Source organism: Streptomyces sp. NBC_01232 (genome assembly GCF_035989885.1).
In the GTDB taxonomy this organism is placed as follows: Bacteria; Actinomycetota; Actinomycetes; order Streptomycetales; family Streptomycetaceae; genus Streptomyces.
In genome coordinates, this window is the sequence record NZ_CP108518.1 from 3,836,282 (window position 1) to 3,862,508 (window position 26,227).

The 26,227-nt window shown below is 73.1% G+C and carries 28 protein-coding genes; 16 read left to right on the plus strand and 12 right to left on the minus strand.

Features of this window, described 5'->3' with window-relative positions:
• Positions 1-5 precede the first annotated feature (5 nt).
• On the plus strand, positions 6-1,469 hold the full coding sequence (locus OG444_RS17560; RefSeq protein ID WP_327263083.1) for an NCS2 family permease: 1,464 nt from the start codon (positions 6-8) through the stop codon (positions 1,467-1,469).
• 1 nt (position 1,470) lies between these two features.
• Here OG444_RS17560 and OG444_RS17565 read toward each other — a convergent pair whose 3' ends face one another.
• On the minus strand, positions 1,471-1,653 hold the full coding sequence (locus OG444_RS17565) for a hypothetical protein (protein WP_030010567.1): 183 nt from the start codon (positions 1,651-1,653) through the stop codon (positions 1,471-1,473).
• A gap of 128 nt (positions 1,654-1,781) precedes the next feature.
• Here OG444_RS17565 and OG444_RS17570 point away from each other — a divergent pair, with 128 nt between their 5' ends.
• Genes OG444_RS17570 through thpR form a run of 3 tightly spaced genes read left to right on the plus strand, consistent with a single transcriptional unit; the run spans position 1,782 to position 4,217 of the window.
• Positions 1,782-2,219, plus strand: a complete 438-nt coding sequence (locus tag OG444_RS17570; protein ID WP_327263084.1) for a MarR family winged helix-turn-helix transcriptional regulator — start codon at positions 1,782-1,784, stop codon at positions 2,217-2,219.
• 25 nt (positions 2,220-2,244) lie between these two features.
• Positions 2,245-3,666 (plus strand): MFS transporter, encoded by a 1,422-nt coding sequence (locus tag OG444_RS17575; protein ID WP_327263085.1) that lies wholly within the window; start codon positions 2,245-2,247, stop codon positions 3,664-3,666.
• Positions 3,663-4,217 carry an RNA 2',3'-cyclic phosphodiesterase gene (gene thpR, locus OG444_RS17580; protein WP_327263086.1) on the plus strand — a complete coding sequence of 185 codons (555 nt, stop codon included), beginning with the start codon at positions 3,663-3,665 and terminating at the stop codon, positions 4,215-4,217. Before OG444_RS17575 ends, thpR begins: the two co-directional genes overlap by 4 nt.
• A gap of 326 nt (positions 4,218-4,543) precedes the next feature.
• Here thpR and OG444_RS17585 read toward each other — a convergent pair whose 3' ends face one another.
• Both OG444_RS17585 and OG444_RS17590 read right to left on the minus strand, forming a co-directional pair.
• A complete protein-coding gene (locus OG444_RS17585; RefSeq protein WP_327263087.1) occupies positions 4,544-5,533 on the minus strand; it encodes an aldo/keto reductase in 990 nt (329 codons plus the stop codon).
• 59 nt (positions 5,534-5,592) lie between these two features.
• Positions 5,593-6,285, minus strand: coding sequence for a GDSL-type esterase/lipase family protein (locus tag OG444_RS17590; protein WP_327263088.1), 693 nt, complete (start codon positions 6,283-6,285; stop codon positions 5,593-5,595).
• A gap of 76 nt (positions 6,286-6,361) precedes the next feature.
• Here OG444_RS17590 and OG444_RS17595 point away from each other — a divergent pair, with 76 nt between their 5' ends.
• Positions 6,362-7,375 (plus strand): WD40 repeat domain-containing protein, encoded by a 1,014-nt coding sequence (locus tag OG444_RS17595; RefSeq protein WP_327263089.1) that lies wholly within the window; start codon positions 6,362-6,364, stop codon positions 7,373-7,375.
• A gap of 236 nt (positions 7,376-7,611) precedes the next feature.
• Here the strand turns inward: OG444_RS17595 and OG444_RS17600 are convergent, their stop codons facing one another.
• The 3 genes from OG444_RS17600 to OG444_RS17610 form a co-directional block, all read right to left on the minus strand.
• The gene (locus OG444_RS17600; RefSeq protein ID WP_327263090.1) at positions 7,612-9,075 is read right to left on the minus strand and encodes a flotillin family protein; all 1,464 of its coding nucleotides are present in this window, start codon (positions 9,073-9,075) and stop codon (positions 7,612-7,614) included.
• A gap of 126 nt (positions 9,076-9,201) precedes the next feature.
• Positions 9,202-9,405, minus strand: coding sequence for a hypothetical protein (locus tag OG444_RS17605; RefSeq protein ID WP_327266828.1), 204 nt, complete (start codon positions 9,403-9,405; stop codon positions 9,202-9,204).
• 76 nt (positions 9,406-9,481) lie between these two features.
• On the minus strand, positions 9,482-10,405 hold the full coding sequence (locus OG444_RS17610) for a DUF3027 domain-containing protein (RefSeq protein WP_327263091.1): 924 nt from the start codon (positions 10,403-10,405) through the stop codon (positions 9,482-9,484).
• Between the two features lie 499 nt (positions 10,406-10,904).
• Between OG444_RS17610 and OG444_RS17615 the strand changes: the two genes are divergently transcribed.
• The 4 genes from OG444_RS17615 to OG444_RS17630 all read left to right on the plus strand — a co-directional run bounded on the left by OG444_RS17615 (position 10,905) and on the right by OG444_RS17630 (position 14,414).
• Positions 10,905-12,092, plus strand: a complete 1,188-nt coding sequence (locus OG444_RS17615; RefSeq protein WP_442810760.1) for an MFS transporter — start codon at positions 10,905-10,907, stop codon at positions 12,090-12,092.
• A gap of 223 nt (positions 12,093-12,315) precedes the next feature.
• Positions 12,316-12,807, plus strand: coding sequence for a DUF2771 domain-containing protein (locus OG444_RS17620; RefSeq protein WP_327263093.1), 492 nt, complete (start codon positions 12,316-12,318; stop codon positions 12,805-12,807).
• 13 nt (positions 12,808-12,820) lie between these two features.
• Positions 12,821-13,552 (plus strand): futalosine hydrolase, encoded by a 732-nt coding sequence (locus tag OG444_RS17625; protein ID WP_327263094.1) that lies wholly within the window; start codon positions 12,821-12,823, stop codon positions 13,550-13,552.
• Entirely contained in the window at positions 13,533-14,414 is an 882-nt protein-coding gene (locus OG444_RS17630) for a 1,4-dihydroxy-6-naphthoate synthase (protein ID WP_327263095.1), read from the plus strand. Before OG444_RS17625 ends, OG444_RS17630 begins: the two co-directional genes overlap by 20 nt.
• A gap of 75 nt (positions 14,415-14,489) precedes the next feature.
• Here the strand turns inward: OG444_RS17630 and OG444_RS17635 are convergent, their stop codons facing one another.
• On the minus strand, positions 14,490-14,873 hold the full coding sequence (locus OG444_RS17635) for a cold-shock protein (protein ID WP_030012939.1): 384 nt from the start codon (positions 14,871-14,873) through the stop codon (positions 14,490-14,492).
• A 178-nt stretch (positions 14,874-15,051) separates the two neighbouring features.
• On the opposite strand from OG444_RS17635, the gene OG444_RS17640 reads away from it, so the two are divergent.
• Positions 15,052-15,303 carry a hypothetical protein gene (locus OG444_RS17640; RefSeq protein WP_327263096.1) on the plus strand — a complete coding sequence of 84 codons (252 nt, stop codon included), beginning with the start codon at positions 15,052-15,054 and terminating at the stop codon, positions 15,301-15,303.
• A 12-nt stretch (positions 15,304-15,315) separates the two neighbouring features.
• Here the strand turns inward: OG444_RS17640 and OG444_RS17645 are convergent, their stop codons facing one another.
• A complete protein-coding gene (locus OG444_RS17645) occupies positions 15,316-15,933 on the minus strand; it encodes an HAD family hydrolase (RefSeq protein WP_327263097.1) in 618 nt (205 codons plus the stop codon).
• Between the two features lie 211 nt (positions 15,934-16,144).
• On the opposite strand from OG444_RS17645, the gene OG444_RS17650 reads away from it, so the two are divergent.
• Together OG444_RS17650 and OG444_RS17655 are read left to right on the plus strand one after the other, a co-directional pair.
• Positions 16,145-16,645 carry a SigE family RNA polymerase sigma factor gene (locus OG444_RS17650; RefSeq protein WP_327263098.1) on the plus strand — a complete coding sequence of 167 codons (501 nt, stop codon included), beginning with the start codon at positions 16,145-16,147 and terminating at the stop codon, positions 16,643-16,645.
• 9 nt (positions 16,646-16,654) lie between these two features.
• Positions 16,655-17,494, plus strand: coding sequence for a hypothetical protein (locus OG444_RS17655; protein ID WP_327263099.1), 840 nt, complete (start codon positions 16,655-16,657; stop codon positions 17,492-17,494).
• An 11-nt stretch (positions 17,495-17,505) separates the two neighbouring features.
• On the opposite strand, the gene OG444_RS17660 is transcribed toward OG444_RS17655, so the two are convergent.
• Positions 17,506-18,525 carry a hypothetical protein gene (locus OG444_RS17660; RefSeq protein ID WP_327263100.1) on the minus strand — a complete coding sequence of 340 codons (1,020 nt, stop codon included), beginning with the start codon at positions 18,523-18,525 and terminating at the stop codon, positions 17,506-17,508.
• 86 nt (positions 18,526-18,611) lie between these two features.
• Here OG444_RS17660 and OG444_RS17665 point away from each other — a divergent pair, with 86 nt between their 5' ends.
• Both OG444_RS17665 and OG444_RS17670 read left to right on the plus strand, forming a co-directional pair.
• Positions 18,612-21,098 carry a helicase C-terminal domain-containing protein gene (locus tag OG444_RS17665; RefSeq protein WP_327263101.1) on the plus strand — a complete coding sequence of 829 codons (2,487 nt, stop codon included), beginning with the start codon at positions 18,612-18,614 and terminating at the stop codon, positions 21,096-21,098.
• Between the two features lie 46 nt (positions 21,099-21,144).
• Positions 21,145-21,738 carry a DUF4291 domain-containing protein gene (locus OG444_RS17670; RefSeq protein ID WP_327263102.1) on the plus strand — a complete coding sequence of 198 codons (594 nt, stop codon included), beginning with the start codon at positions 21,145-21,147 and terminating at the stop codon, positions 21,736-21,738.
• A 55-nt stretch (positions 21,739-21,793) separates the two neighbouring features.
• Here OG444_RS17670 and OG444_RS17675 read toward each other — a convergent pair whose 3' ends face one another.
• Complete coding sequence (locus OG444_RS17675; protein WP_401279108.1) at positions 21,794-22,336, minus strand: DoxX family membrane protein; 543 nt, start codon at positions 22,334-22,336, stop codon at positions 21,794-21,796.
• 159 nt (positions 22,337-22,495) lie between these two features.
• Positions 22,496-23,056 carry a peroxiredoxin-like family protein gene (locus OG444_RS17680; protein WP_327263103.1) on the minus strand — a complete coding sequence of 187 codons (561 nt, stop codon included), beginning with the start codon at positions 23,054-23,056 and terminating at the stop codon, positions 22,496-22,498.
• Between the two features lie 69 nt (positions 23,057-23,125).
• On the opposite strand from OG444_RS17680, the gene OG444_RS17685 reads away from it, so the two are divergent.
• Together OG444_RS17685 and OG444_RS17690 are read left to right on the plus strand one after the other, a co-directional pair.
• Positions 23,126-23,743: a TetR/AcrR family transcriptional regulator gene (locus tag OG444_RS17685; RefSeq protein WP_327263104.1), complete on the plus strand. Its 618-nt coding sequence runs from the start codon at positions 23,126-23,128 to the stop codon at positions 23,741-23,743.
• Positions 23,744-23,823: 80 nt separating this feature from the next.
• The gene (locus tag OG444_RS17690) at positions 23,824-25,467 is read left to right on the plus strand and encodes a DNA repair helicase XPB (protein WP_189735079.1); all 1,644 of its coding nucleotides are present in this window, start codon (positions 23,824-23,826) and stop codon (positions 25,465-25,467) included.
• Here OG444_RS17690 and OG444_RS17695 read toward each other — a convergent pair.
• Entirely contained in the window at positions 25,425-26,192 is a 768-nt protein-coding gene (locus OG444_RS17695) for a glycosyltransferase 87 family protein (protein WP_327263105.1), read from the minus strand. The genes OG444_RS17690 and OG444_RS17695 overlap by 43 nt on opposite strands.
• Positions 26,193-26,227 lie beyond the last annotated feature (35 nt).

The following is a 26,227-nucleotide window of genomic DNA, read 5'->3' on the forward strand; positions in this document are numbered from 1 at the left end:
ACCGTATGAGCACCCCGGCCCCCGCCCCCGCAGCCACCACCCCGGAGCCCTCCCCCAAGGAACCCTCCGGGGGGCTGGACCGCTACTTCAAGATCTCCCAGCGCGGCTCGACCGTCGCCCGCGAGGTCCGCGGCGGGTTCGCGACCTTCTTCGCCATGGCGTACATCATCGTGCTCAACCCGATCATCCTGGGCAGCGCGAAGGACATGTACGGGCACCAGCTCGACGCCGGCCAGCTGGTCACGGCCACCGTGCTGACGGCCGCCTTCACCACCCTCCTCATGGGTGTCATCGGCAATGTCCCGATCGCGCTCGCCGCCGGCCTCGGCGTGAACACGGTCGTCGCGCTCCAGCTCGCCCCGCGCATGAGCTGGCCCGACGCCATGGGCATGGTGGTCCTGGCCGGCTTCGTGGTGATGCTGCTGGTCGCCACCGGCCTGCGCGAGCGGGTCATGAGCGCCGTCCCGCTCGGCCTGCGCAAGGGCATCGCCATCGGCATCGGCCTGTTCATCATGCTGATCGGCCTGGTCGACGCCGGCTTCGTCTCCCGCATCCCGGACGCCGCGCACACCACGGTCCCGCTCCAGCTCGGCACCACCGGTCACCTGGACGGCTGGCCCGTCCTGATCTTCGTGATCGGCGTGCTGCTCACCCTCGCGCTGCTGATCCGCAGGACGCCGGGCGCGATCCTGATCTCCATCGTGGTCATGACCCTGGTCGCCGTCGTCGTCCAGCTGGTCGCGGAGGTCCCCGACTCGGGCTGGGGCCTCACCGTCCCCGAGTGGCCGGGCAACCCGGTGGCCGCGCCCGACTTCGGGCTCGTCGGCGAGGTCAGCCTGTTCGGCGGCTTCGGCAAGGTCGGGATGCTGACCGGCATCCTGTTCGTCTTCACCGTGCTGCTGTCCTGCTTCTTCGACGCCATGGGCACGATCCTCGGCGTCGGCGACGAGGCGAAGCTGATCGACCGGAAGACCGGCGAGTTCCCCGGGATCAACCGGGTCCTGCTGGTCGACGGCCTGGCCGTGGCCTCGGGCGGCGCCACCTCCTCCTCCGCGACCACCTGCTTCGTGGAGTCCACGGCCGGGGTCGGCGAGGGCGCCCGTACGGGTCTGGCGAACGTCGTGACGGGCGGCCTCTTCGCCGTGGCGCTGTTCCTCACCCCGCTCGCCACCATGGTGCCGTCGCAGGCGGCCACCCCGGCGCTCGTGGCGGTCGGCTTCCTGATCCTGGCGGGCTCGGTCAAGGACATCGACTGGAGCGACTTCACGATCGCCGTCCCGGCCTTCCTGGCCATGGTGATGATGCCGTTCACCTACTCGATCACCAACGGCATCGGCATCGGCTTCATCAGCTTCTGCGCGCTGCGCCTGGCGACCGGCCGGGGACGTGGGGTCCCGGTGGCCATGTACGTGGTGTCGGCGGTGTTCGTCTTCTACTACGCGATGCCCGCCCTGGGCCTCGCGCAGTAGCTCAGGTCAGCCCGTAGAACTTCTCTGTCTCGTCGACGGCCGCCTTGAAGCGCTCGTCGAAGTCATCGCGAATGAGCGTCCGGACCACGTAGTCCTGGACGCTCATTCCGCGTTTGGCGGCATGGATCCGGAGCCTGTCGAGGAGCTCCCCGTCTATGCGCATGCTCAGCACATGTGTCCCCATGCCGAAAGAGTCGGGGCACAGGGCGCGTACGCGTGTCGCTTTCAGCCGCCGACTCACCCGTATGAGTGACCCGGGGGGCAGGCGAAAAATGGTGTTCCTTAGCGAGGGTAATGAGTTACTCTAAATACATGCATGACCTTTCCCATGGCGACGATGCTGCCGCCGTGAACGACCTCCGCTCCGCCGTCATGCGGCTGGGGCGACGCCTGAAGCACCAGCGCGTCGACGAGTCGCTGAGCCCGACCGAGATGTCGGTCCTCGGCACCCTCGCCCGCTGCGGCCAGGCCACACCCGGTGAGCTCGCCCGGCGCGAGCACGTCCAGCCGCCGTCGATGACACGCATCGTCGCGTTGCTGGAAGCCAAGGGACTGGTCACGCTGGAACCGCACCCCGACGACCGCCGCCAGAAGGTGGTCCGCCAGACGGAGGAGGCCGAAGCGATGCTCGAAGAGAGCCGCCGCAAGCGCAACGCCTTCCTGGCCGGGCTCGCGGCCGGGCTGACCGAGGACGAATGGGCCAAGCTGCGCGCGGCCGCACCCGTCCTCGAGAAGCTCGCGCACCTGTAGGAACGACGCCAGGAGGCGAACGCTTTTGAGTACGGGAACCGGAGCAGACTCCGCACCCGGCCACATATCCACCCCCACTACCGCCGCGACCGCCCAGGCCGTCGCAGCACCCGCGGGCAAGAGCTCCATGTTCAGCTCGCTGAGGATCCGGAACTACCGGCTCTTCGCAACCGGCCAGGTCGTCTCCAACACGGGCACCTGGATGCAGCGCATCGCCCAGGACTGGCTGGTCCTCTCGCTGACCGGTTCCGCCTCCGCCGTCGGCATCACCATCGCCCTGCAGTTCCTGCCGATGCTGATGTTCGGCCTCTACGGCGGCGTACTCGCCGACCGGCTGCCCAAGCGGCCGCTGCTCCTCGCCACCCAGAGCGCGATGGGCCTGACCGGCATCGCCCTCGCCGCCCTCACCCTGGCCGGACACGTCCAGGTCTGGCACGTCTACCTCGCCGCCTTCGCCCTCGGCCTGGTCACGGTCGTCGACAACCCGGCGCGGCAGACCTTCGTCCCCGAGATGGTCGGCAAGGACCAGGTGGCCAACGCCGTCAGCCTGAACTCCGCCAACTTCCAGTCCGCGCGGCTGGTCGGCCCGGCGATCGCCGGTGTACTGATCACCGCCTTCGGCTCCGGCTGGGCCTTCCTGCTGAACGGACTGTCCTTCGCCGCGCCCGTCGCCGGCCTGCTGATGATGCGCACGCACGAGCTGCACCCGGTCGAACCCAGGCCCCGCGCCAAGGGACAGCTGCGCGAAGGCCTGCGCTACGTCGCCGGCCGCCCGGAGCTGATCTGGCCCATCGCCCTCGTCGGCTTCATCGGCACCTTCGGGTTCAACTTCCCGATCTGGCTCTCCGCCTACGTCAGCGACGTCTTCCACGGGGACGCGGGCACCTACGGGCTCTTCAACACCCTGATCGCGGTCGGCTCCCTGGCGGGCGCCCTGCTCGCCGCCCGGCGCGGACAGTCCCGGCTTCGGGTGCTGGTGGCCGCGGCCGTGCTGTTCTCGGTCCTGCTCCTGGTGACCGCCTTCGCGCCCGGCTTCTGGCTGTTCGCCGCCCTGCTCGTGCCCATCGGGATCTTCGGCCTGACGGTCAACGTCACCGCCAACTCCAGCGTGCAGATAGCGACCGACCCCGAGATGCGGGGCCGGGTCATGGCCCTGTTCATGATGGTCTTCACCGGTGGCACCCCGCTGGGCGCCCCGCTGCTGGGCTGGATCACGGACACCTACGGCGCGCGGATCGGCATGGCCGCGGGCGGTGCGATCTCCCTGGCCGCCTCCGTCGCGATCGCGGTCGTCCTCGCCCGGGTCGGCAACCTCCGGCTGAGCGTGAACCGGCACGGCGTGACCTTCGTCCCCGCCGCGATCGAGCACCGGCGGCCCTCGGAGGACGAGGAGCCGCAGGCGCAGGCCCCGGCCGGCGCACCGCACCCGGCTACGCTCGCCGCATGAGACTGTTCGCAGCCGTCCTCCCGCCGGACGGGGCCGTCACCGAGCTGGCCCGGGCCGTCGACGCGGTGCACGACGACCGGCTGACGTGGACCGGCCGGGCTGGCTGGCACTTCACCCTCGCCTTCATGGGCGAGGTACGGGACGAGGTGCTCCCCGAACTGCACACCCGCCTGGAGCGGGCCGCCCACCGCACGGCCCCCTTCACCCTGCGGCTGCACGGCTGCGGCCACTTCGGGGAACGCGCCCTGTGGGCCGGCGCCGCCGGCGATCTCCCCGCCCTGCGGATGCTCGCCGAACGGGCCGACGCCGCCGCCCGGCGGGCCGGTGTACCGATGGACCAGCACCACCGGTACACCGCGCACCTCACCCTGGCGCGCAACCGCAGCACCGCCACCCCGCTGCGCCCCTACCTGGACGCCCTCGCGGACTTCGAGGGCACGCCCTGGCAGGTCGGCACGCTCAGCCTGGTCCGCAGCAACCTCCCCGTCAGCGGGGTGCCGGGCGAGCAGCCCCGCTACGAGACCGTCGGGGCCTGGCCGCTGGGCGGCTGAACCGCGTACGCGCGTACGCGGTGCGACGCAGCACCGTGGGGCTGCCCGTCCTGCAGGGACGGACCGCCTCACGGTGTTCTCACACCCGCATCCTCCGGGCCGCCGCCGTCGCCTCGGCCGCCCCACGGGCGGCGGGCCCGTGACCCACGCCACGGCCGGCAGCCCACCCGAGCACGGCACAGCCCCTGCGTCCACGATGCAGGGGCTGCCGCGTTAGGCTCGACGGGTGGATCCCAAGACCAGAAACCGTGTGATGGCCGGTGTACTCGTGCTGATGTTCGTCGTCGTGGCCGTGGCGGCTGCCGTCGGCCAGTAGCCCCGGTCGCCTACCAGGCGAAGGCCTCCGGCGACGCCCCGGGACCGGGGAAGATCTCGTCCAGGCCCGTCAGGACCTCCTCCGGGAGCTCCAGCTCCACCGCGCGCAGCGCCGAGTCGAGCTGCTCCTGCGTGCGCGGCCCGACGATGGGACCGGTGACCCCGGGACGCGTCAGCAGCCAGGCCAGTCCGACCTCGCCCGGCTCCAGGCCGTGCTTGTCCAGCAGGTCCTCGTACGCCTGCACCTGCGCCCTTACGGCGGTGTTCGCCAGCGCCTCCGCCGAGCGGCCGGAGGCGCGGCGGCCGCCCTCGACCTCCTTCTTGATGACCCCGCCCAGCAGGCCCCCGTGGAGCGGGGACCACGGGATGACGCCGAGCCCGTACGCCTGGGCGGCCGGGATGACCTCCATCTCGGCGCGGCGCTCGGCGAGGTTGTAGATGCACTGCTCGCTGACCAGGCCGAGCCGGCCGGTGCGGGCCGCGGTCTCGTTGGCCTGGGCGATCTTCCAGCCGGGGAAGTTGGAGGAGCCCGCGTAGAGGATCTTGCCCTGCTGGACCAGGACCTCGACGGCCTGCCAGATCTCCTCGAAGGGGGTCAGCCGGTCCACGTGGTGGAACTGGTAGACGTCGATGTAGTCGGTCTGGAGCCGCTTGAGGCTGGCGTCGACGGCCCGCCGGATGTTCAGCGCCGACAGACGATCGTAGTTGGGCCAGGTGTCGGCCTCGCGGTACATGGAGCCGTACACCTTGGTGGCGAGGACCGTCTTCTCGCGGCGGTCGCCGCCCTGGGCGAACCAGGTGCCGATGATCTCCTCGGTGCGGCCCTTGTTCTCGCCCCACCCGTACACATTGGCTGTGTCGAAGAAGTTGATGCCCGCGTCGAGGGCGGAGTCCATGATCGAGTGACTTTCGGGCTCCCCGGTCTGGGGGCCGAAGTTCATGGTGCCGAGAACGAGTCGGCTGACCTTGAGGCCGGTGCGTCCGAGCTGCGTGTACTTCATGGTGCACTAGCCAACTGCTTCGAGTGCGCTCGAAGCAAGACCCCGCCGTGAAGGGCGTGTTACGGCCCCGGCTCCCGCCGGTAGGGGCCGCCGATCCCCCACGCCTGGTGCAGGACGGCCGCGAACTCGCCCGCCAGCCGGTGCTCGCCGGAGGCGTTGGGGTGAGTGCCGTCGTAAGTGTCGTGGTGAATGTCGTACGCCTCCGGGCGCGCGGCCAGCAGGATCGGCGAGGCCTCGGTCGTCAGGTCGGCGACGGCCTTCGCGAGGAGCTCGTTGAAGCGGGCCACCTCGGCCGCGAAGGGGGCGTCCTCCTCGGCCCGGCTGTTCGGGATGACCGGCAGCAGGACCATCCGGACACCGGGGCGGGCGGCGCGGGCCTCCGCGACGAACCGGCGGGCGTTGGCGGCGGTCTGCTCGGCGTCGGTGTAGAAGCCGAGGTCGATCAGCCCGAGGGAGACCAGCAGCACGTCGGCACCGGTGGCGGCGAGCGCGGGGCCGATGAGGGGGGCCATGTGCTGCCAGCCCTCGCCCCAGCCGGCCAGGTGGCGGCGGGCGTGCTCCGGGAAGCCCGGGTCGGCGTACGCGTGACTGGTGGGCGCATCGGTGGCGGTGTCGTACAGCTCGCAGCGCGGACCGACGATCCGGTGGGGGCCGTCGAAGGTCGAGCCGAGGTGCTGCCACATCCGGTAGCGCCAGGTGCAGTCGCCGGCGCGTCCGATGGTCATGGAGTCGCCGACGAACATGAAACGCATCCGGTCATCATCGCGGATCGCGCGACAGAAACTCCTGTGACGCCGGACACGCGGCACGTACTGGCAGGCTGGGGGAATGCGCCTGCCCATGCCGCCCGCCGCCGCGTCCGCCGCCGTCGCCGTGACCGCCGCCCTCGCCGCCGCCCTCGCCGTGCTGCCGGGCCCGGCCCTGGCGGCGGAGACCCCCACCGCGTCCTCCTTCACCCTCTCCGACCCGCGGATCAAGGAGTCGAGCGGCCTGGCCGCCAGCCGGATCCACCCCGGTGTGTACTGGACGCACAACGACAGCGACGACGGCCCGTACATCTACGCGGTGGACTCGGCCACGGGCAGGACGGTGGCCAGGGTGACGCTGACGGGCATCGGCAAGCCGCGCGACGTCGAGGCGATCTCGCTCGGTCCGGACGGGCAGCTCTACGTCGGGGACATCGGCGACAACCGCGGCGGCACCTGGGACCACGTGTGGATCTACCGCTTCCCGGAACCGAAGCAACTGGGCGACGCGACCGTCAAGGCCACGCAGTTCACCGTGAAGTACGCGGAGGGGGCGCGCAACGCGGAGGCTCTGATGGTGCATCCGGTGACGGGGCGGGTGTACATCGCGAGCAAGGACGAGAACAAGGGCGGCCTGTACGAGGGCCCGGCCGAGCTGTCGACGGGCGGCACGAACGTGTTCCGGCGGGTCGCCGACGTGCCGTGGGTGACGGACGGGGCGTTCTCCCCGGACGGCACCCGGCTGACCCTGCGGGGCTACTTCACGGCCCGCACCTACCCGTGGAAGGACGGCCTGCCGGTGGGTGAGGGCGAGCGGGTGGACGCGCCGTGGCAGGGCCAGGCGGAGTCGGTGACGTACACGGCGGACGGCTCCACGCTGATGTTCGGCGCGGAGGGCGAGGGCAGCCGGGTCATCGCGGTCCCGGTGGCCGCGGCCGCCGCCCCGTCGGCGTCGCCGCAGCCGGGCTCCCCGTCGGGCGCGTCCCCGGCGACGGAGCCGACGGGTGGCTTCGGCAAGGGCGCGCTCGTCCTGGCGGCCTGCCTGATCCTGGTCTTCGGAGCCAAACGCCTCCTCCGCCGACGCGGCGGCAACTGACCCGACCGCCCGACATACATCCGGCTCCGCCGCCCCATCCGGCCTCGCCGCCCCATCCAGCCTCGCCGGCGTTTGAGGCGCGGGGGTCCGGGGGCGGCGCCCCCGGCGACGGCGCCGCGCCGGAACACGACGGTTCGGCGCCCGCGCCGTTGCCGGGGCTCCGCCCCGGACCCCGCTCCTCAAACGCCGGAGGGGCTGAGATGGGCCCGAGGGTCTGAATCGGCGGCCCGAGAGGGTTACTCCTCGCGGATCGGGATGCGGCCGTTCACCGGCGGGGTGGCCGGGGACGGAGTTCCCGGGGCAGGGGCCTGGCCCATCGAGGCCAGGAGCTGGCGGGCCACGCCCAGCCCCGTGCCGCCCATCGTGAGGGCCTTGGCGAACATCTCCGACATGCCCTCGGCCCCGTTCAGCAGGACCATGTGCTCCACGTTCCCGAAGGCGCCCGCGCCCGCCTCCACGATCGCCGGCCAGTTCTCGGCCAGCTGCTGCGCGACCACCGCCTCCTGGTTCTCCGCCAGCGCGGCGGCCCGCGCCTTGATCGCTTCCGCCTCGGCCAGACCGCGGGCCTTCGCAGACTCCGCCTCCGCCAGGCCCCGCGCCTGCGTGGCCGCGGCCTCCGCCTCGCCCGTCGCCCGCGTGGCCTTCGCCGACGCGATGCCCCGCGCCTCCACGGCCTGCGCGTCCGCGGTCGCCGCCGTCGTCACCCGCGTCGCCTCGGCGCCGGCCGCGAGCTCCGTCTCCCGTGCCTTCGCCTGCGCCGCCGAGATCCGGGCGTCGCGCTCGGCCTCGGCCCGGGTGCGGGTCTCGTACGCCGCCGCGTCCGCGGGCTTGCGTACGTCCGCCTGCAGCTGCTGCTCGCGCCGGTGCGCCTCCAGCTCCGCGACCCGGGTCTCCTGGACGACGACCTCCTGGCGGGCGGCCGCCTCGGACAGCGGGCCCGCCTGACGGGCCGTCGCCGCCGCCTTGTCCCGCTCGGCCTGGTAGCCGGCCTGCAGGATCTCGCTGTCGCGCGTCGCCTCGGCCATCCGGGCGAAGGCGGCCTGCTCGGCCTCCGTGGCCAGCCGGTTCGCCTCGGCCTGGGCGATCCGCGCGTCCCGCTGCACGGCCGCCGCGTGCGGCATCGCCAGGTTCTTGATGTAACCGGTCGGGTCCTCGATCTCGTGGATCTGCAGCGAGTCGACGATCAGGCCGAGCTTCTCCATCTCGGTGCCGCAGGCCATCCGGGTCTGGCCCGTCAGCTTCTCCCGGTCGCGGATCATGTCCTCGACCGTCAACCCGCCGACGATGGACCGCAGATGGCCCGCGAAGACGATGTGCACGCGCTCCGGCATCATCTTCTGCTGGTCCAGGAAGCGGCGGGCCGCGTTGGCGATCGACACGAGGTCGTCGCCGACCTTGAAGATGACCACGCCCTTCACCCGCAGCGGGATGCCCTGGTGGGTGACGCAGTCCACCGACAGCTGCGTCTCGTTGAGGTCGAGGGACAGTTTCCGTACCGCTTGCACGCCCGGGAGCACGAGCGTCCCCCGCCCGGTGACGATCCGGAACCCCATGCCCTGACCGACACCCTCGGTCTTGTGCGTGGAGCCGGAGATGACGAGTGCCTCGTTCGGTTCGGCCACCCGCCACATGAGCTTGAACAGGCCGATCAGAGCCACGATTGCGGCGAGAACAATTCCCGCCACGACGCCGATAGCCATCGGCAACGCCCCCTTAGCGCGGTGCCGTTCGGCACCGACGAGGGGAGTCTGCGCCCACCGGGGCCGCGCCGGAAGACATGGGCCGCGTCTTGTCGCCATCCTGATACGTACAGGTGGGACGGGGCGTCAGTTGTCGTAGGCCGCCATCACGTACACGGTGCGCGGCGGCAGGTACTCGACCACCGTCACCACCGTCCCGACGGCGATCCGGCCGGTCCCCGCGACCGGGTGGGCGAGGAAGTGCTCCGCCCCGCCCCTGATCCGGACGATGACCTCGCCCACCAGGCCCGGCCCGACCGTCCCGGTCACCCGGCCGGTCATTCCCACCATGTCCGTGTCCGCGTCCCTGTCCCCCATGGGGCGAGGGTACGCCGCAAGGCCCCCGGACGGGGGCCTGCCGGGCGGGCTACGAGTGGCCGAGGTCCGCGGCCGGCAGGTCGGACTCCGAGACCGGGACCGATCCGCTGTCGGGGGCCGGCCGCAGGGTGAACTCGTCCGAGGCCATCGAGTCGAGCACCGGCGGCGCCGGCCGCAGCGGCGCCGGCATGACCGCGGCCTCCGAGTGGCCGCCGCAGCCGTAGGACAGCGACACCAGACGGCCGTCCGCCGGGCTGAACTCGTTCGCGCACACGCCGAAGGCCTGGCCGAGCGAGCCGCCGATGGCCACCAGGAAGCCGCAGGAGACGCAGGAGGCGGGCGCGGCCTGCGCCATCGGGGTCTTGGCGCCGAAGGACTCGTCCCAGCGGTCGGCGGCGGTGTGCAGTCCGTACCGCGACAGCACGCGCGCCCGGCGCATGCCCAGTTCCTCGGCGACCGAGGTGATGGAGCCCCGTACGGGGACCACCGCGCGGTCGGTGACGTCCGCGTCCTCGGCCTCGACCAGTTCGGCCATTTCGGTGGAGACCACGGAGTTCGGCGGCGGGGTGTCCTCACCCGACCAGCCCGGCTCCAGGCGCAGGTCCTCGGCGTCGGTGGGCAGCAGGTCGCCGGGGCCCATGTCGCCGGGGCGCAGCCGCTCGCTCCACGGCACCCATTCGGGGGCCAGCAGTGCGTCGTCGCCCGGAAGCAGCACCGTTTCGTCGAGGGTGACGTTCTTCGCGCGGGAGGCGCGGGTCACGGTGACGGCCCAGCGCCAGCCGCGGTAGCCGGGCTCCTTGGACTCGAAGAAGTGGGTGACGACGCGGTCGCCCTCCGCCACGGCGGAGACGTGGGCGCCCACCACTCCGGGGAAGGCGGCCTCCTCGGCCGCCGCACGGGCGAGTTCTACCGCCTCGACGCACAGGCGGTCGGGGGTACGCGGGGTACGGCTTCGCGTCGTCGCAGCACTCACTGGTCTCGTTCTCTCCTACGCCGTCTCACGTGTGCGCCGTCCGTACTGTCGTCCACAACGACCCGTCGGTGCTGTCCGTACGTGGCACGGGCGGAGCGGACCAGAGGGCCGCGTCGACGTCCGCACCCGATCGGACTCCGGGCGCACCTCACTGCAACCCATTCTGCGGGATCACGAAGAGGCGCGCGGCCAGGAGCAACCGCCGGTGGCGCGCTACGCACGCTACCTCGTCTTAAGCCTCGGGCACACATGCAAGGTCCGATTCGCGGACAAGCCACCGACGTCGCGACGCGCCGGGAGGCGCCCCGGGAGGGCCGGGTGGGGCACTATGTCGAGTGTGGCACCCGTACGGTCGTCCGACGACGGCTCGGGACCGGCCAGGCGGGCCGGCCGGGCTGTCGGGCGTGCGCTGCACCTTCCGGCGCGCGGGATCCGGCGGGCCACTCATGCGCACGGGGCCGGCGAATCGGGCCTCGGCAAGCTGATCGAACTGCACGCCATCAACGGCGCCGGCGACATGATGATCACGGTGGCGCTGGCCTCGACGGTGTTCTTCTCCGTTCCCACGGACGAGGCACGGGGCCGGGTGGCCCTGTACCTCGGCATCACGATGGCCCCCTTCACGGTGCTGGCCCCGGTGATCGGCCCGCTCCTGGACCGGCTGCCGCACGGGCGCCGGGCCTCGATGGCGGCGGCAATGCTGGCCCGCGCGCTGCTGGCGCTGCTGATGTCGGGCGCGGTGGCCACGGGGGGCATCCAGCTGTACCCGGCGGCGCTGGGCGTGCTGGTGGCGTCGAAGTCGTACGGGGTGGTGCGCAGTGCGGTGGTGCCCCGGCTGCTGCCGCCGAAATTCTCACTCGTCAAGGCGAACTCCCGGGTCACGCTGGCCGGTCTGCTGGCCACGGGCGTGGCGGCGCCACTGGGTGCCGCGCTGAATCTCATCGGGCCGCAGTGGCCGCTGTACGGCGCCTGCCTGATCTTCGTGTGGGGCACGGTCGCGGCGTTCACGCTGCCGCACAAGGTGGACGAGGCCAAGGGGGAACGCCGGGCGCGGCTGTCCACGCACGAGGCGCACTCGAAGCGGCCGGGCCTGCGGACGGTCAGCAGGTCTGTGCTGTGCGGGCTGCTGGCGAACGCCTCGATGCGTGCGCTGTCCGGGTTCCTGATCTTCTTCCTGGCGTTCCTGCTGCGCGAGCATCCCCTGGCGGGGCAGAGCGCGGCGGTGTCGCTGGGCATCGTGGGCGTCTCCGCGGGCGTGGGCAACGCCTGCGGCACGGCGGCGGGCGCGTGGCTGCGGGCGCGGGCGCCGGAGGCGATCATCGCGGCGGTGCTGTGCCTGACGCTGGCCGTGGCGGTGCTCGCGGCGGTGTTCTTCAGCGGGCCGTTCATGGCCGTGCTGGCCGCGACGGCGGGCTTCTGCCAGGCGCTGGCGAAGCTGTCGCTGGACGCGATGATCCAGCGGGACGTGCCGGAGTCGGTACGGACCTCCGCGTTCGCCCGTTCGGAGACCTTGCTCCAAGTCGCGTGGGTACTGGGCGGCGCGATCGGCATCGTGCTGCCGCTGAACGGCGTACTGGGGATGTCGGTCGCCGCGGCGATCGTCGCCCTGGGCACGACGATGGCGCTGCGCGGTGTCCTCTCCTCCCCCCGCCACCGCGCGGGCACCTCCCGCCCCCGGGTGGCGTGACACCCCAGCCCCCACGGGCCAAGCCGCCCCGCCGGCCAATCCAGCCCCGCCTGCGCTTGAGGCGCGGGGTCTGGGGCGGAGCCCCAGGAAGCCCGGGCGGAGCCCCGGGCGGCGCCGCACCCGGCCGAACCGGCGGAGCCGAACCGCGCCTCGCCGCGCCGCGCCGCAGGCCACCGGTACCCCATGCAGCGGCGCGGCCCAGGGGCCCGATAGCCTTCGGCTCATGACCGCACCGCTTTTCTCGGGTAGGGCCCGCCGCAGCGTCGCAGCCCTCGGAGCCGTGTCCGCCGGGCTCCTCCTCCTCTCCGCCTGCGGCGAGAAGCCGACACCGCTGGCGACCGTGACGGTCGGCACCTCGTCGGTGTCCGCCGAAGCCTCCTGCCACAACGACGGCAAGGAGCTCTCCATGGACCAGGTCCAGGAGTGCCTCACCAACCTCAAGAACCCCAAGACCGTCGAGTACGCCCGGGGCGACACGCTGCGTCTCGGTGTCGAGCCCGAGATCGTCGAGGACGGCAGGCGCTGGTCGGCGGTCCTGGACGGCCAGCCGATCACCGAGCCCTCCTCGAACACCTACCGCAGCTTCCCCGGCGCCGACGTCTTCGCCACCGGCGGCCAGGGCGAGGCCCCCTCCTCGAAGAAGCTGGCGTTCCTGCAGATCGCCGAGGACGGCAAGCCGCTCGCCGTCTGGTCCTTCAACCTCAAGCTCAAGTAACCGGGCGGCACCCGTGCGCGCGCTCGTCGTGACCGCGGTGGCGGCGGAGGCAGACTCCGTCACCACCGGTCTCACCCCTCATCCGGACACTCCCGGTCCTGAGCCGCGCACTCTTCCCGGCGGTTACCTCATCCACCGTCGGGACCTTCCGGGCATCGCCCTCGACGTGCTCGTCGCAGGTGTCGGGCCCGCGGCCGCCGCCGCGGCGGCTGCCACCGCCCTGGCCCTCGCCGACTACTCGCTCGTCGTCTCCGCCGGCATCGGCGGCGGGTTCGCGCCCGCCGCCCCGCTCGGCTCCCTCGTGGTCGCCGACGCCATCGTCGCCGCCGACCTGGGGGCCGAGACCCCCGACGGCTTCCTCGACGTGGCGGAGCTCGGCTTCGGGCACAGCGTGCACCTGCCGCCCGCCGAGCTCGCCGCCCGCGCCGCCGAGGCGACCGGGGCGCTGCTCGCGCCCGTGCTGACCGTCTCCACCGTCACCGGCACCGCCGAACGGGCCGCCGTGCTAGCCGCCCGGCACCCGATGGCCGGGGCCGAGGCCATGGAGGGGTTCGGGGTCGCGGAGGCGGCCGCCGCCCACGGGCTGCCCGTACTGGAGATCCGCGCCGTGTCCAACGCCGTGGGCCCGCGGGACCGCGCCGCCTGGCGGATCGGGGACGCGCTCACCGCGCTCACCGACGGCTTCCGCGTGCTGGGGCCCGTACTCGCGAACTGGGGAGAACGCCATGAGCACGACCACCGGTGAACCGCTGAGGATCGCCTATTCGCCCTGCCCGAACGACACCTTCGTCTTCGACGCGTGGGCGCACGGCAGGGTCCCGGGCGCGCCCGACCTCGACGTCACCTTCGCGGACATCGACATCACCAACGGCATGGCCGAGCGCGGCGAGCTGGACGTGCTGAAGGTGTCGTACGCCATTCTGCCGTGGGTGCTGGAGGAGTACGCGCTGCTGCCCTGCGGCGGTGCGCTGGGGCGCGGCTGCGGCCCGCTCGTGCTTGTGAAGGATCCCAGCCTGACCCGCGGGCCGGGGCTCGACCTCGCCGGGCGTACGGTCGCCGTGCCGAGCGAGCGTTCCACCGCCTACCTGCTGTTCCGGCTGTGGGCGGCGGACGTGCTGCCGGAGGGTGTCGGCAAGGTGGTCGTCCTGCCGTTCCACGAGATCATGCCGGCGGTCCGCGACGGCCGGGTGGACGCCGGCCTGGTGATCCACGAGGCCCGGTTCACCTATCAGGACTACGGGCTGCACTGCCTGGCCGACATGGGTCAGCACTGGGAGTCCACGACCGGTCTGCCGATCCCGCTCGGCGCGATCATCGCCAAGCGCTCGCTGGGCGCCGAGCGGCTGCGCACGCTGGCCGAGTCGGCGCGTACGTCGGTCCGGATGGCCTGGGACGACCCGGAGGCCTCCCGCCCGTACGTCCGCGCGCACGCCCAGGAGCTGGACCCGGCCGTCGCCGACCAGCACATCGGGCTCTACGTGAACGAGTTCACCGCCGCCCTCGGCGAACCCGGCTACGCGGCGGTGCGCGGGCTGCTGACCCGGGCGGCGGCCGAGGGGCTGGTACCGGCCATCGCGCCCGGCTCGCTGGACTTCCCGCAGGACTGACGGCCGCCGACACGACCGCGCCCCGCCGCTCTTTCGAGTGGCGGGGCGCAGTCGCAACGCGTGACGGGGCGCCGGTCAGACGTCGAGCTGGTCGGCCACCGCGCGCAGCAGGCCGGCGATCTTCGTACCGTGCACCTTGTCGGGGTAGCGGCCGCGCTCGAGCATCGGGGTGATGTTCTCCAGGAGGGTCGTGAGGTCCTGCACGATCGAGGCGAGCTCGTCGGGCTTGCGCCGCTGCGCCGCCGCGACGGAGGGTGCCGGGTCCAGTACTGTCACAGAAAGTGCCTGGTCACCGCGCTGACCCGCGACGACACCGAACTCGACGCGCTGGCCGGGCTTGAGTGCGTCCACCCCGGCGGGGAGCACCGACGAGTGGACGAAGACGTCGCCGCCGTCGTCACGGGAGAGAAAGCCGAAGCCCTTCTCACTGTTGAACCACTTGACCTTGCCGGTAGGCACGTCCGTCCTCTGTCCTTGTGCTCGTCGGGGTCCGAAGTGCCGTGAACGGCTCCGGACAACAGCGCAGCGGGCCATGTGTGACCCGCCATCTCAAGGCTAATGGTCAGGGGCCGGGTGACAAGACGTTCCCCGGTCCTTCGCCGTCGGCTGCCTTCGGCCAGGCAACTACCCTGGTGGGGTGACTGTTACTCCTCATTCCGACGAAGCGCGGCCCGGCGACGGACTCGTCAAGGCCGGCGGCATCGTGTTCATCGCCGGGGCCGTGGCGACGCTGGCGACCATGGCTCCGCTCTTCCTCGACATCGACCCGTTCCCGCCGTACGCGTGGGCGGTGTGCATGCTCATGGGCGTCGGCTTCGCGATCTCCGCGGCGGGCGTGCTCCGCTCGGCCTCGGCGCAGCGCAGGGCGGCCCGGGCCTCACAGGCGTAGCCGGAGCCCCGCTCAGACGGGCTGCGCGGCGACGTACTGCGCGAGCCACTGCGGCAGCGCGGTGAGGTCGGGCAGCACCACGTCCGCCCCCGCTTCGCGCAGCTCCTCCTCGCGGCACGGGCCGGTCGGCACCGCCACGGAGAGCGCGCCGGCCGTACGGGCCCCGCGTACGTCGCCGACGTGGTCGCCGACGTAGACCTGCGCGCCGTACTCGCGCAGCGCACCGGCCTTGGCCTCCGCCCAGAGCCAGCCGATGACCGCGTCGGCCTCGATGCCGAGGTGCGCCAGGTGCAGGCGGGCGTTCGGCTCGTGCTTGGCCGTGACGACGATCGCGCGGCCGCCGAGCGCCTGGACGGCCTCGATCGCCTCGCGGGCACCCGGCATCGCGGGCGTCGGCCCGATGGCGTGGGTGGGGTAGATCTCCCGGTAGCGGTCGGCCATCGCAGGGATCCGGGACTCCGGGAACCAGTGCGCGAGCTCCTCGTCCAGCGGCGGCCCCAGCCGGGTGACCGCGGCGTCGGCGTCGATGAACGTCCCCGTTTCGGCCGACAGGGCCCGGTAGGCGGCCCTGATGCCCGGGCGGGAATCGATGAGGGTCATGTCGAGGTCGAAGCCGACGGTGAGGTTCATACCTGCCATTGTGCCGAGCCGTCCGTACGGGACGCCGACAGCGGGCCTCCCGCAGGTGAACGACCGGCCCGGACGCGGCCCGGCCCCGCTTCCCCCCGCCCGGCCCCGCTTCTCCCCGCCCCTCCCGCATCCGGTGAAATTCGTTCTCAACCTTTTCCCCGTGGCAGCGCTCAGGACAGGGGTGAGAGACACGATGTGAAGGGGAGGGCGGATGCCACCAGGCTCCGAGCACGAATTCGAGGCCTTTGCCCGGGCCAGTCAGCGCAAGCTGTACCGGACCGCTTACCTGCTGTGCGGGAACGCCGACGGCGCACGCGATCTGACCCAGACGACCCTCGCGAAGCTGTTCCAGCACTGGCGGCGGGTGTCCGCCGCCGACCACCCCGACGCGTACGCCAGAACCGTGCTGACCCGCACCTTCCTCGCCGAGCGGCGGCGGCGCCTGCGCGACCTCCTGGCCCACACGCGCGCCGACGCGCCGCCCCGGCCCGAGCACGCCGAGCTCCGCATCACCCTGCTCGCCGCGCTCGCCGAACTCCCGCCGCGGGCCCGGGCCATGGTCGTCCTGCGCTACTGGGAGGACCTGAGCGTCGAGACCGTCGCCCAGCTGCTGCGCTGCAGCGAGGGCACCGTCAAGAGCCAGTGTTCGCGCGCCTTGGTGAAGCTGCGTGCGCAGCTCGGCGAGGCCCACATGTACGCCACCGAGAGCTGAGGAGACGCCATGGTCACCCATGAGGACCACACGGACGACCGGGCCGCGGCCCTGCTCGTCCGCGATGCGATGGACCGCGCGACCGCGGAACTGCCCGCCATGACGGACCTGGTGGGCCCGGCCCGCGCCCAGGGCCTGCGCCGCAGGGCGCGCGTCCGGGCGGCGATCGGCGGTGCGGTGCTGGCCGTCGCCGGCCTCGGCCTGGCCGGGGCCTTCGTCCTGCCGGGCGACGACGACGAGGGCGCGACCGGAAGTCCCGGGGTGATCGACGTGGCCGCGCCGCCGACGAGCTCCGGACCGCCGCCGCCGATCCACCTCGAACCCAGTCCGGGCGAATCGTCGATGGCCGACCTGCCGCCCGCCGAGCGGGCCCGGCAGGAGAACTTCCAGAACCAGGCCGTCGGTGTGCTCCAGCAGCTGCTGCCCCCGTCGGTCGGCACCGTGCAGCGGATCGACCTGAACGTGCGGCACTACCAGGGCACCAAGGACGGCAAGGCCTTCCACATCCTCTTCTCGGTGCGTCCCTTCGAACCGGGCACCGCGCACCAGGCCTGCCGCGAGATCAAGGGCACGGTCTGCTCGAAGGCCACCCTGCCCGGCGGCATCGAGGCCGACGCGTGGACCTCGCCGATCAACAACGGCAATGTCACCGAGTCCCGGGTCTGGTTCCGCTACGGCACCAGCAGCGTCTCGCTGAGCGTCGGCCCGCACGACGAGTCGAACACCTCGGCGCCCGTCACCGCCCAGCAGCTCCTCGACCTCGCCAAGTCCACCGCCTTCCTCGACCTGGTCAAGGCGGCCGACCGGGACCCGGTGGAAGAGATGCAGCGCACGGTCCCGGCCGGCTGACCCCTCCCCGGCTACCGCCGCCGCGCCCGCCACACCAGGTACAGGACGGACGCCAGCGCCGCCCCCCTCAGCACCCACGGCCACATCCCGTGCAACGCCCCGCTCAGCTGGTCGTCGGCCAGGGTCTCCCCCCACTTGCCGTTCATCCGGCCCCACAGCCACACCACCGCCCCCGCGAGCACCGCACCGGGCGGGCCGAAGACGGCCCACTTGCGCTCGGCCGGCCGCAGCACGCGGGACGCGTACGGCAGGGCCCAGCCGATGATCAGGAGCAGCCAGTACCCGGTGACCGCGCCGACGACCAGGACGGCCGCCGCCAGCAGCAGGAACGCGTTCGGCCGCGGGCGGCCGCCCGCCGCCTCCGGGGCCGCTGCCCCGGGGTCGGCGGCCGCGGCCTCCTTCTTCGCGCGCCGCCGCTCGCGCAGGAACCGTACGAGGCTTCGTGCGCGCCCCTCGTCCTCCCCGGGCGGGGGCGCCGTCTTCCCGGCCTTCCCGGCCTCCGTCCGCCCCGGCTCGCCGTCCTCCGGTCCCTCCTCGAAAAGGTCCGGGATCTCGATGCCGCCCGCGAAGCCCTCGACCTGCGGGCCCTTCCCGTACGCCCCCGGGCCGACCCGCCACCAGTCGGGCTCGGCCCCGCCCGAGGGGCCGAGTTCGTCCAGCCCGGCCAGGTGCGGCGGTACGTTCTCCGGCTCCGCCGGGCGCGCCGGGGGCACGTTCTGGCGGCGCAGCCGGCCCGGCGCGCGCTGGACGGGCACCGACAGGCCCGCGTCGGAGGGCTCGGCGGGGGCGGCGCCTGCGGCCTGCCGGGACCCAAGGGTGTCCAGGACCTCCTCGGGCGTGCCGATCCGCTCCAGGATGCGGCGTACGGCGGCCGGGGTGTCCGGGTCGTACTTGGCGCGCCGACGGTCGATCTCGTCCCGCAGCCCCGACACCAGCCGCATCCGGTCGCCGGAGGACAGCTGCCGTCGTTGCGCCAAGTCCCCGACGCGGCTCAGATATTCGTAGACCAGTTGGTCGCTCTCGATCCCCACGCCCAGGCTCCTCCCTTACCCCCTGCCCCGAAGGTAGCGCGTGCGCCCGTGGAGCTGCTGCGGGCGCAGCGGATACCGTTGACCGGATGGGGACCGGCCGACTGACCGGCCGACGCGACCAGGAGGCGACTGTGCCCGAGGCAAGCACTGCGGCGGGATCCGCCGGCGGGAGCCCGGCGGGAAGCTCCCCGCGCTCACTCGCCGAGGCGCTGCGCGCCCGTGACGACGCGGCGCTCGCGGCCCTGTTGCGCGCCCGCCCGGACCTGCTCGGCCCGGTGCCGGGCGATGTGACCCAGCTGGCCACGCGCGCCGGGACCCGGGCCTCGGTGGTGCGCGCCCTGGACCGGCTGGACCGGTTCGCCCTGCAGACGGCGGAGGCCCTCGCGGTGGCCCCGGACCCGTGCCCGTACCCGGTGCTGGAGGGGCTGCTGACGGGCGGCGAGGACGAACGGGCCCGCGACGCGCTCCCCGGCGCCCTGGCCACCCTGCGCGACCAGGCCCTGGTGTGGGGCGACGAGGACCGGCTGCGGCTGGTGCGCACCGCGCGGGAGCTGCTCGCCCCGTCCGCCTCCCGCCCCTCCCCGACCGGCCTGGGCCCGACCGTCGCCGAGGCCACCGCCGGGATGTCGCCGACCCGGGTGCAGGAGATCGTCGCGGCCGTCGGACTGCCCGCCACCCACGACCCGGTGTCCGCGGTGACCGCGCTGACCGGGCTTTTCACCGACCCGGAGCGGATGTCCGCGCTGCTGGACGAGGCTCCCGCGGAGGCCCACCAGGTGCTGGGCCGGCTCGTGTGGGGGCCGCCGTACGGGGAGGTGACGCCGAACCCGACCCCGCCGGTGCGCTGGCTGCGCGACCGGGGGCTGCTGCTGCCCGCGACGGCGCGGACCGTCGTACTGCCCCGCGAGGTGGCGCTGCACCTGCGCGGCGGGCTCGCGCACCGGGACACCGCGCCGCAGGCCCCGACGGTGCCCGCGCACCGCGAGCACCGTCCACAGCTTGTGGACGCGAACGCCGCCGGGCAGGCGCTGGCCGCGCTGGCCACCGTCGAGGAGCTGGTGAAGTCCTGGGAGCACGCCGGTCCGCCGGTGCTGCGGGCGGGCGGGCTCTCCGTACGGGACCTGAAGCGGACCGCGGCCCTCCTGGACGCGAGCGAGCCGCAGGCGGCCTTCTGGATCGAACTGGCCTACGCGGCCGGTCTGCTGGCCAGCGACGGGGAGGCGGACGAGCGGTACGCGCCCACGCCGGCCTTCGACGACTGGGTGGACCTGCCGCCCGCCGAGCGCTGGTCGCACCTCGCGGCGGCCTGGCTGCCCGCCACCCGCACCGCACCGCTGATCGGCGAGCAGGATGCCAAGGGGCGCACGCTGTCCGCGCTCGGCCCCGAACTCGACCGCTCCGCCGCCCCCGAGGTGCGCCGACGCGTCCTGGAGCTCCTCGGGGCCCTGCCCGAGGGCGGGTCCCCCGACCCGGAGACCCTGCTGGCGCGGCTCGCCTGGGAGCGGCCCGTACGCGGTGCGAGCGACCTGCGGGCCCGTCTCGCGCACTGGGTGCTGGAGGAGGCGGAGGTCCTCGGCGTGACCGGGCGGGGCGCCCTGTCCGGGCCCGGCCGGGCCCTGCTGGAACACCGCGATCCGTCGCCGCTGCTGGCCCCGCTGCTGCCGGAGCCGGTGGACCACATACTGCTGCAGGCCGACCTGACGGCGGTGGCCCCCGGCCCGCTGCGCCGCCCGCTGGGCGACACGCTGGCCGTGCTCGCGGACGTCGAGTCCAAGGGCGGGGCGACGGTGTACCGGTTCACGCCCGGCTCGGTGCGCCGGGCCCTGGACGCCGGCCACGCGGCCGCGGACCTGCACGCCTTCCTCAAGGAGCACAGCCGCACCCCGGTCCCGCAGCCGCTGGCCTACCTGATCGACGACGTGGCCCGGCGGCACGGGCACCTGCGGGTCGGCGCGGCCTCCTCGTACGTGCGCTGCGACGACGACGCGATGCTGGGCGAGATCCTGGCCGACAAGCGCTCGGCCGGGCTGGGGCTGCGCCGCCTCGCACCGACGGTGCTGGCCGCGCAGGCCGAACCGACCGTCCTGCTGGAGGGGTTGCGGACGATGGGCTACGCGCCGGCCGCGGAGTCCCGCACCGGCGACGTGCTGGTGGCGCGGGCCGATGCCCACCGCACCCCGGCCCGCTCGGCGCCCGTACCGGTGCCGGAGGGCCCGCCGGTGCCGGATGCGACGCTGCTGGCGGCTGCCGTACGGGCGATCCGCGCGGGCGACGTGGCGGCGACGGCGGTGCGCAAGGAGCCCGCGACGCCGTCGGCCGCCGCCGTACCGGGCGAACTCCCGCGCACGAGCGCGGCGGAGACCCTGGCGACGGTGCAGGCGGCCGCGCTGACCGGGTCGGCGGTGTGGATCGGCTATGTGAACGCGGAGGGCGCGGCGAGCCAGCGGGTCATCGCGCCGGTCCGGGTGGAGGGCGGCTTCGTCACCGGGTACGACCACACGGCGGACGAGGTACGGACGTACGCGCTGCACCGGATCACCGGTGTCGCGGAGTTGGCGGACGACCAGGTGTAGGAGAAAACCGATGGCCGTCGGGATGGCGGGCCATCATCCTGAGCCCATGTCCGACCACGTACCGAACCGCCAGATCCGCGCTGCGCACAATGCGGCCACGATCACCGTCTACCAGGCCTACTCCCCCGCGCTCGGGGTGCCGGCCGCCCGTGACGGCCGCTTCCCGCCGGCCTGGAAGCGGGAGCGGATGACGTGGATCAAGCCGTCGTTCCTGTGGATGATGTACCGCTGCGGCTGGGGCACCAAGGACGGCCAGGAGACGGTGCTGGCGGTCGAGATCACCCGCGAGGGCTTCGACGGGGCGCTGCGTGACGCCTGCCTGTCGCACTACAGGCCGGGCGTGCACGCGGACCGGGCGGCCTGGAAGGAATCCCTGCGCGGGGCGCCCACCCGGGTCCAGTGGGACCCGGAGCGCGACCTGCGGCTGAACCCGCTGCCGTACCGCTCGCTGCAGCTGGGCCTGTCCGGTCCGGCCTCCCGGGCCTACGCGGACGAGTGGACGGTCGGCATCCGTGACGTGACCGGGCTGGCCCGGGAGATCCGCGGCCTGCTCGGTTCCGGGGACGAGGCGGCCGCGCGGGCGTTGCTGCCGGTTGAGACCCCGTATCCGTCGGGCCCGCTGCCGCACCTGGGCGCGTAGCGGGCCGGTTCGGGACGGTCCGGTGCGGTCCGGTGCGGTCCGGTCCGGTCCCGGATCAGTCCCGGACGAGCACGACGATGAACCCCGCGACGACGCCCACGAGCAGGGCCAGCAGGGAGTAGCGGGGGCGGGATTCGCGCAGCACCGGAAGGTAGTGGTCGGCGGCGAAGCGGCCCGGCCCGGTGAGGGTGAGGGCGACGACCGCGGCGAACAGCACCACTTCCAGTTCCACGCCCTTGGGCGGGAAGTAGGCGCTGAGGCCCCGGACATCGAGGACGTTGATGAAGATGCCGGTCAGGGCCGCTCCGGCGAGCGGGGTGAGCAGACCGAGGGCCAGGGCGAGGCCGCCCAGGGTCTCGGAGAGACCGGCGATGACGGCCATGGCGTCCCCGGCGGGGTAGCCGGCCATGGTGAAGCCCTTGCCGGTCGCGGTGAGGCCCGGGCCGCCGAACCAGCCGAAGAGCTTCATCGTGCCGTGGCCGGCCATGCTGAGGCCGACGACGAGCCGGAGGAGCAGCAGGCCGGTGTCGTGGGTGACGGTGGTGGCAGGGGCCGAGGAGGTGCTGAAGAGCGTGCGGTCCCAGCTTGTTTGCATCATGAGGGTCCGTTCCGAGGTCGCCTGGCAGCGACCGCCACCGTATGACGCCCACCCCCGACGGCCCGCCCGCAACATCGACGGCCGCCCCATCGGCCCCTTCCGTCTACCCGTTCGGCCCTGGAACACCTGCCCTACGTCGCGCCGGGAACGAAGCGGGTATCAGTGCCGGGCCGTGCGGGCCCGTTCCGCCAGGGTCAGGAGCTTCTCCACGGGCCACTGGTCGTCCGCATGCTCCCCGTACCCGGCGGCCAGCACGCGCCCGTCCGGTGCGATGAGGAAGTCCGCGGGGAGCCCGAGGCGTCCGCCCTCCTGGACGAGCGCCGGCGGCTTCGCCCGGCCGCGCAGGATGTCGAGGGTGCCCACGGCGATCGCCCGCCAGGCGCGCGCGGCCAGCAGGGCGCGGTGGGACGACTCGACGCCGAACTCCGCGTACAGCCGCTTGCGGGGGTCCGCGATCACCGCGAAGGGCAGCTCGGCCACGTGCTCGCGCAGTTCGTCGGCGCCGGAGTGGAAGACCACGACCTCCCGGATCCCCGCGGCCTCTATCTCGGCGTGCCGCCGCACGATCGAGCGCAGGTGCAGATGGCAGATGGGGCAGCCGGCGAACCGGCGGAACTGGAGGTGCACGAGGTGCTCGGGGTCCGGCACGGCGACGGGTGCACCGTCCGCGACGGCGGTCAGGGTGCGGGTACGGACGACGGAACCGGTGTCGAGCTGCACTGAGGTCTCCTTCGTAAGCGTATGACGTACACCTACAGCGTAAGCGTATGTCGTACGCTGTCAATCACCATGCCGCGCCCACGCTCACTCACACCGGACCAACTGGCCACCGCGGCCCTCGCCGTGATCGACCGCGAGGGTCTGCCCGGACTGTCCATGCGCGCCGTCGCCGTCGAACTCGGCATCAGCACCATGGCCCTGTACCGGTACGTCGCGGACCGCGGGGAACTCGAAGCCCTCGTCGTCGAACTCGTCCTCGGCGCCGTCGACAGCACCCCGCCGCCCCTGACCTCCGGGCCCTGGCGCGCCCGCGTCACGCTCCTCGTCGACCGGATGCGGGACACCGTCGGCGCGCACCCCGCCGTGCTGCCGCTCACCATGAGCCACCGGCACCGCTCCCTGGGCGTGATGCGCTGGGGCGAGACCGTCCTCGGCGTGCTCGGCGAGGCGGGGCTCGGGCCCGAGGAGCGGATCATCGCGCTGCGGGCCCTGCTCGCCTACGCGATCGGCGCGATCCAGCAGGAACACCTGGGCGCCCTCTCGGGTGCCGGCACCGCCGCGATCGCCGAACTCCCGGCGGAGGAGTTCCCGTACATGACCGAGGCCGCCCTCGGCGCCCGCTCGCTCACCCCGGACCGCGAGTTCCACGGCGGCCTCGCCCTGCTCCTGGACGGCCTGGGCCGCTGACCCGCCGAAGCGCCGTGTTCCCAGCCTCCGCGCCGTACGGCACACTGGAGGTTTGACCTGAATGAAACGGGGCGCCGCGCGTGAATGGTCCACTCATCGTCCAGAGCGACAAGACCCTCCTTCTCGAAGTCGACCACGAGCTCGCCGGAGCCGCCCGGCGGGCCATCGCTCCCTTCGCAGAGCTGGAGCGGGCCCCCGAGCACATCCACACCTACCGGATCACCCCGCTCGGCCTGTGGAACGCCCGCGCCGCCGGCCACGACGCCGAGCAGGTCGTCGACGCGCTCGTCGAGTACTCCCGCTACCCCGTCCCGCACGCGCTCCTCGTCGACGTCGCCGAGACCATGGCGCGCTACGGCCGCCTGACCCTCTCCAAGCACCCCGTACACGGACTGGTGCTGACGAGCACCGACCGTCCGGTGCTGGAGGAGATCCTGCGGTCCAAGAAGGTCGCCCCGCTCGTCGGCGCGCGGCTCGACGCCGACACCGTGGCCGTGCACCCCTCCGAACGCGGCCAGATCAAGCAGACCCTGCTCAAGCTGGGCTGGCCGGCCGAGGACCTCGCCGGGTACGTGGACGGCGAGGCCCACCCGATCGAACTGGCCGAGGACGGCTGGGCACTGCGCCCGTACCAGCAGCAGGCCGTCGAGGGCTTCTGGCACGGCGGCTCCGGTGTGGTCGTACTGCCCTGCGGCGCCGGCAAGACGCTGGTCGGTGCCGGGGCCATGGCGATGGCCAAGGCGACGACGCTGATCCTGGTGACGAACACCGTCTCGGCCCGCCAGTGGAAGCACGAGCTGGTCAAGCGGACCTCCCTGACCGAGGACGAGATCGGTGAGTACTCCGGCACCCGCAAGGAGATCCGGCCCGTCACCATCGCCACGTACCAGGTCCTGACGACCAAGCGGAAGGGCGTCTACCCGCACCTGGAGCTCTTCGACTCCCGGGACTGGGGCCTGATCGTCTACGACGAGGTGCACCTGCTGCCCGCGCCGGTCTTCAAGTTCACCGCCGACCTGCAGGCGCGGCGCCGGCTCGGCCTGACCGCGACGCTGGTGCGCGAGGACGGGCGGGAGTCGGACGTGTTCTCGCTCATCGGGCCGAAGCGGTTCGACGCCCCGTGGAAGGAGATCGAGGCGCAGGGCTACATCGCGCCCGCCGACTGCGTGGAGGTCCGGGTCAATCTGACCGAGTCGGAGCGGCTCGCCTACGCGACCGCCGAGACCGAGGAGAAGTACCGCTTCTGCGCGACGACGGCGACCAAGCGCAAGGTCACCGAGGCGCTCGTCGCCAAGCACCGCGGCGAGCAGACCCTGGTCATCGGGCAGTACATCGACCAGCTCGACGAGCTGGGCGAGCACCTGGACGCCCCCGTCATCAAGGGCGAGACCTCCAACGCACAGCGCGAGAAGCTCTTCAACGCCTTCCGCGAGGGCGAGATCAGCGTGCTGGTCGTCTCGAAGGTCGCGAACTTCTCCATCGACCTGCCCGAGGCCACCGTCGCCATCCAGGTGTCGGGCACCTTCGGCTCCCGCCAGGAGGAGGCCCAGCGTCTGGGCCGCGTGCTGCGGCCGAAGGCGGACGGCCACGAGGCGCGCTTCTACTCGGTCGTCGCGCGCGACACGATCGACCAGGACTTCGCGGCGCACCGCCAGCGGTTCCTCGCCGAGCAGGGGTACGCCTACCGGATCATGGACGCCGACGAGCTGCTGGCGAGCGACTGACCGCGGCAGGCCCTGGCCGTCAGGACGGCGAGTAAGGGAGCGCACCAGACCCACAGGGGCGGCCAGTCCAGCACGAGGACCCGGGCCGCCTCGGGCAGGTGCCGGGTCCAGAACTCTGCGGAGGCCTCCGGGAGGACCAGCAGCCCGAGCAGGGCGGTACCGGCCGAGGCCGCCAGCGCCGTGAGCCCGGCGCGGACGCGGCGGGTCAGCAGGAGATAGGCGGCGATGGCCGCCGGGGCGAGGGTGATCCCGGCGGCGATGCCCAGCGCGAAGCCCTTGCCGAGCGCCGAACGGGGCCGGGCGAGGTCCCACAGGACCAGGCAGGCGAGCGCCAGGTTGATCTGGCCGGCGAGCGGCCCCTGGAACAGCGGTTGCAGCCACAGTCCGGCGATGGTCGCGGCCAGCACGGGCCCGGGCCGGGACCGCAGTCCCGCGAGGCGGCAGGACAGCGTGATCAGCAGGGCGAGCAGGCCGGCGTTGCCGAGGACGAGGACGGCCTTCAGCGCGCCCGTCGGCAGCCATGCGGCCGGTGTGAACAGGATCGCCGCGAAGGGCGGGTACGTGGCGGTCGGCTCCCACTCGGCGGCGGAGAACCCCTGGACCAGAGCGTCGGCCACCGGGATGCGCAGGGCAATGCAGAGCACGCCCAGCATCAGCAGCGAGCCGGTCAGCAGCGCACCGGCGAGGAACGACGGCGAGCGGCTGGGAACGGGGCTCCGGGTCACCCGCGTGACCCTAGTGGATCAGTGGATGCGCTGTG

What these genes read in the sequence shown, in the direction of transcription:
- OG444_RS17650 (WP_327263098.1), top strand. Translation starts at nt 16,145, where the DNA reads ATGCCACCAGGCTCCGAGCACGAATTCGAGGCCTTTGCCCGGGCCAGT.
- OG444_RS17600 (WP_327263090.1), bottom strand. Translation starts at nt 9,075, where the DNA reads ATGGCTATCGGCGTCGTGGCGGGAATTGTTCTCGCCGCAATCGTGGCT.
- OG444_RS17570 (WP_327263084.1), top strand. Translation starts at nt 1,782, where the DNA reads ATGCATGACCTTTCCCATGGCGACGATGCTGCCGCCGTGAACGACCTC.
- OG444_RS17685 (WP_327263104.1), top strand. Translation starts at nt 23,126, where the DNA reads ATGCCGCGCCCACGCTCACTCACACCGGACCAACTGGCCACCGCGGCC.
- OG444_RS17675 (WP_401279108.1), bottom strand. Translation starts at nt 22,336, where the DNA reads ATGATGCAAACAAGCTGGGACCGCACGCTCTTCAGCACCTCCTCGGCC.
- OG444_RS17605 (WP_327266828.1), bottom strand. Translation starts at nt 9,405, where the DNA reads ATGGTGGGAATGACCGGCCGGGTGACCGGGACGGTCGGGCCGGGCCTG.
- OG444_RS17655 (WP_327263099.1), top strand. Translation starts at nt 16,655, where the DNA reads ATGGTCACCCATGAGGACCACACGGACGACCGGGCCGCGGCCCTGCTC.
- OG444_RS17560 (WP_327263083.1), top strand. Translation starts at nt 6, where the DNA reads ATGAGCACCCCGGCCCCCGCCCCCGCAGCCACCACCCCGGAGCCCTCC.
- OG444_RS17630 (WP_327263095.1), top strand. Translation starts at nt 13,533, where the DNA reads ATGAGCACGACCACCGGTGAACCGCTGAGGATCGCCTATTCGCCCTGC.
- OG444_RS17665 (WP_327263101.1), top strand. Translation starts at nt 18,612, where the DNA reads ATGGGGACCGGCCGACTGACCGGCCGACGCGACCAGGAGGCGACTGTG.
- thpR (WP_327263086.1), top strand. Translation starts at nt 3,663, where the DNA reads ATGAGACTGTTCGCAGCCGTCCTCCCGCCGGACGGGGCCGTCACCGAG.
- OG444_RS17620 (WP_327263093.1), top strand. Translation starts at nt 12,316, where the DNA reads ATGACCGCACCGCTTTTCTCGGGTAGGGCCCGCCGCAGCGTCGCAGCC.
- OG444_RS17590 (WP_327263088.1), bottom strand. Translation starts at nt 6,285, where the DNA reads ATGCGTTTCATGTTCGTCGGCGACTCCATGACCATCGGACGCGCCGGC.
- OG444_RS17645 (WP_327263097.1), bottom strand. Translation starts at nt 15,933, where the DNA reads ATGAACCTCACCGTCGGCTTCGACCTCGACATGACCCTCATCGATTCC.
- OG444_RS17670 (WP_327263102.1), top strand. Translation starts at nt 21,145, where the DNA reads ATGTCCGACCACGTACCGAACCGCCAGATCCGCGCTGCGCACAATGCG.
- OG444_RS17565 (WP_030010567.1), bottom strand. Translation starts at nt 1,653, where the DNA reads ATGGGGACACATGTGCTGAGCATGCGCATAGACGGGGAGCTCCTCGAC.
- OG444_RS17585 (WP_327263087.1), bottom strand. Translation starts at nt 5,533, where the DNA reads ATGAAGTACACGCAGCTCGGACGCACCGGCCTCAAGGTCAGCCGACTC.
- OG444_RS17595 (WP_327263089.1), top strand. Translation starts at nt 6,362, where the DNA reads ATGCGCCTGCCCATGCCGCCCGCCGCCGCGTCCGCCGCCGTCGCCGTG.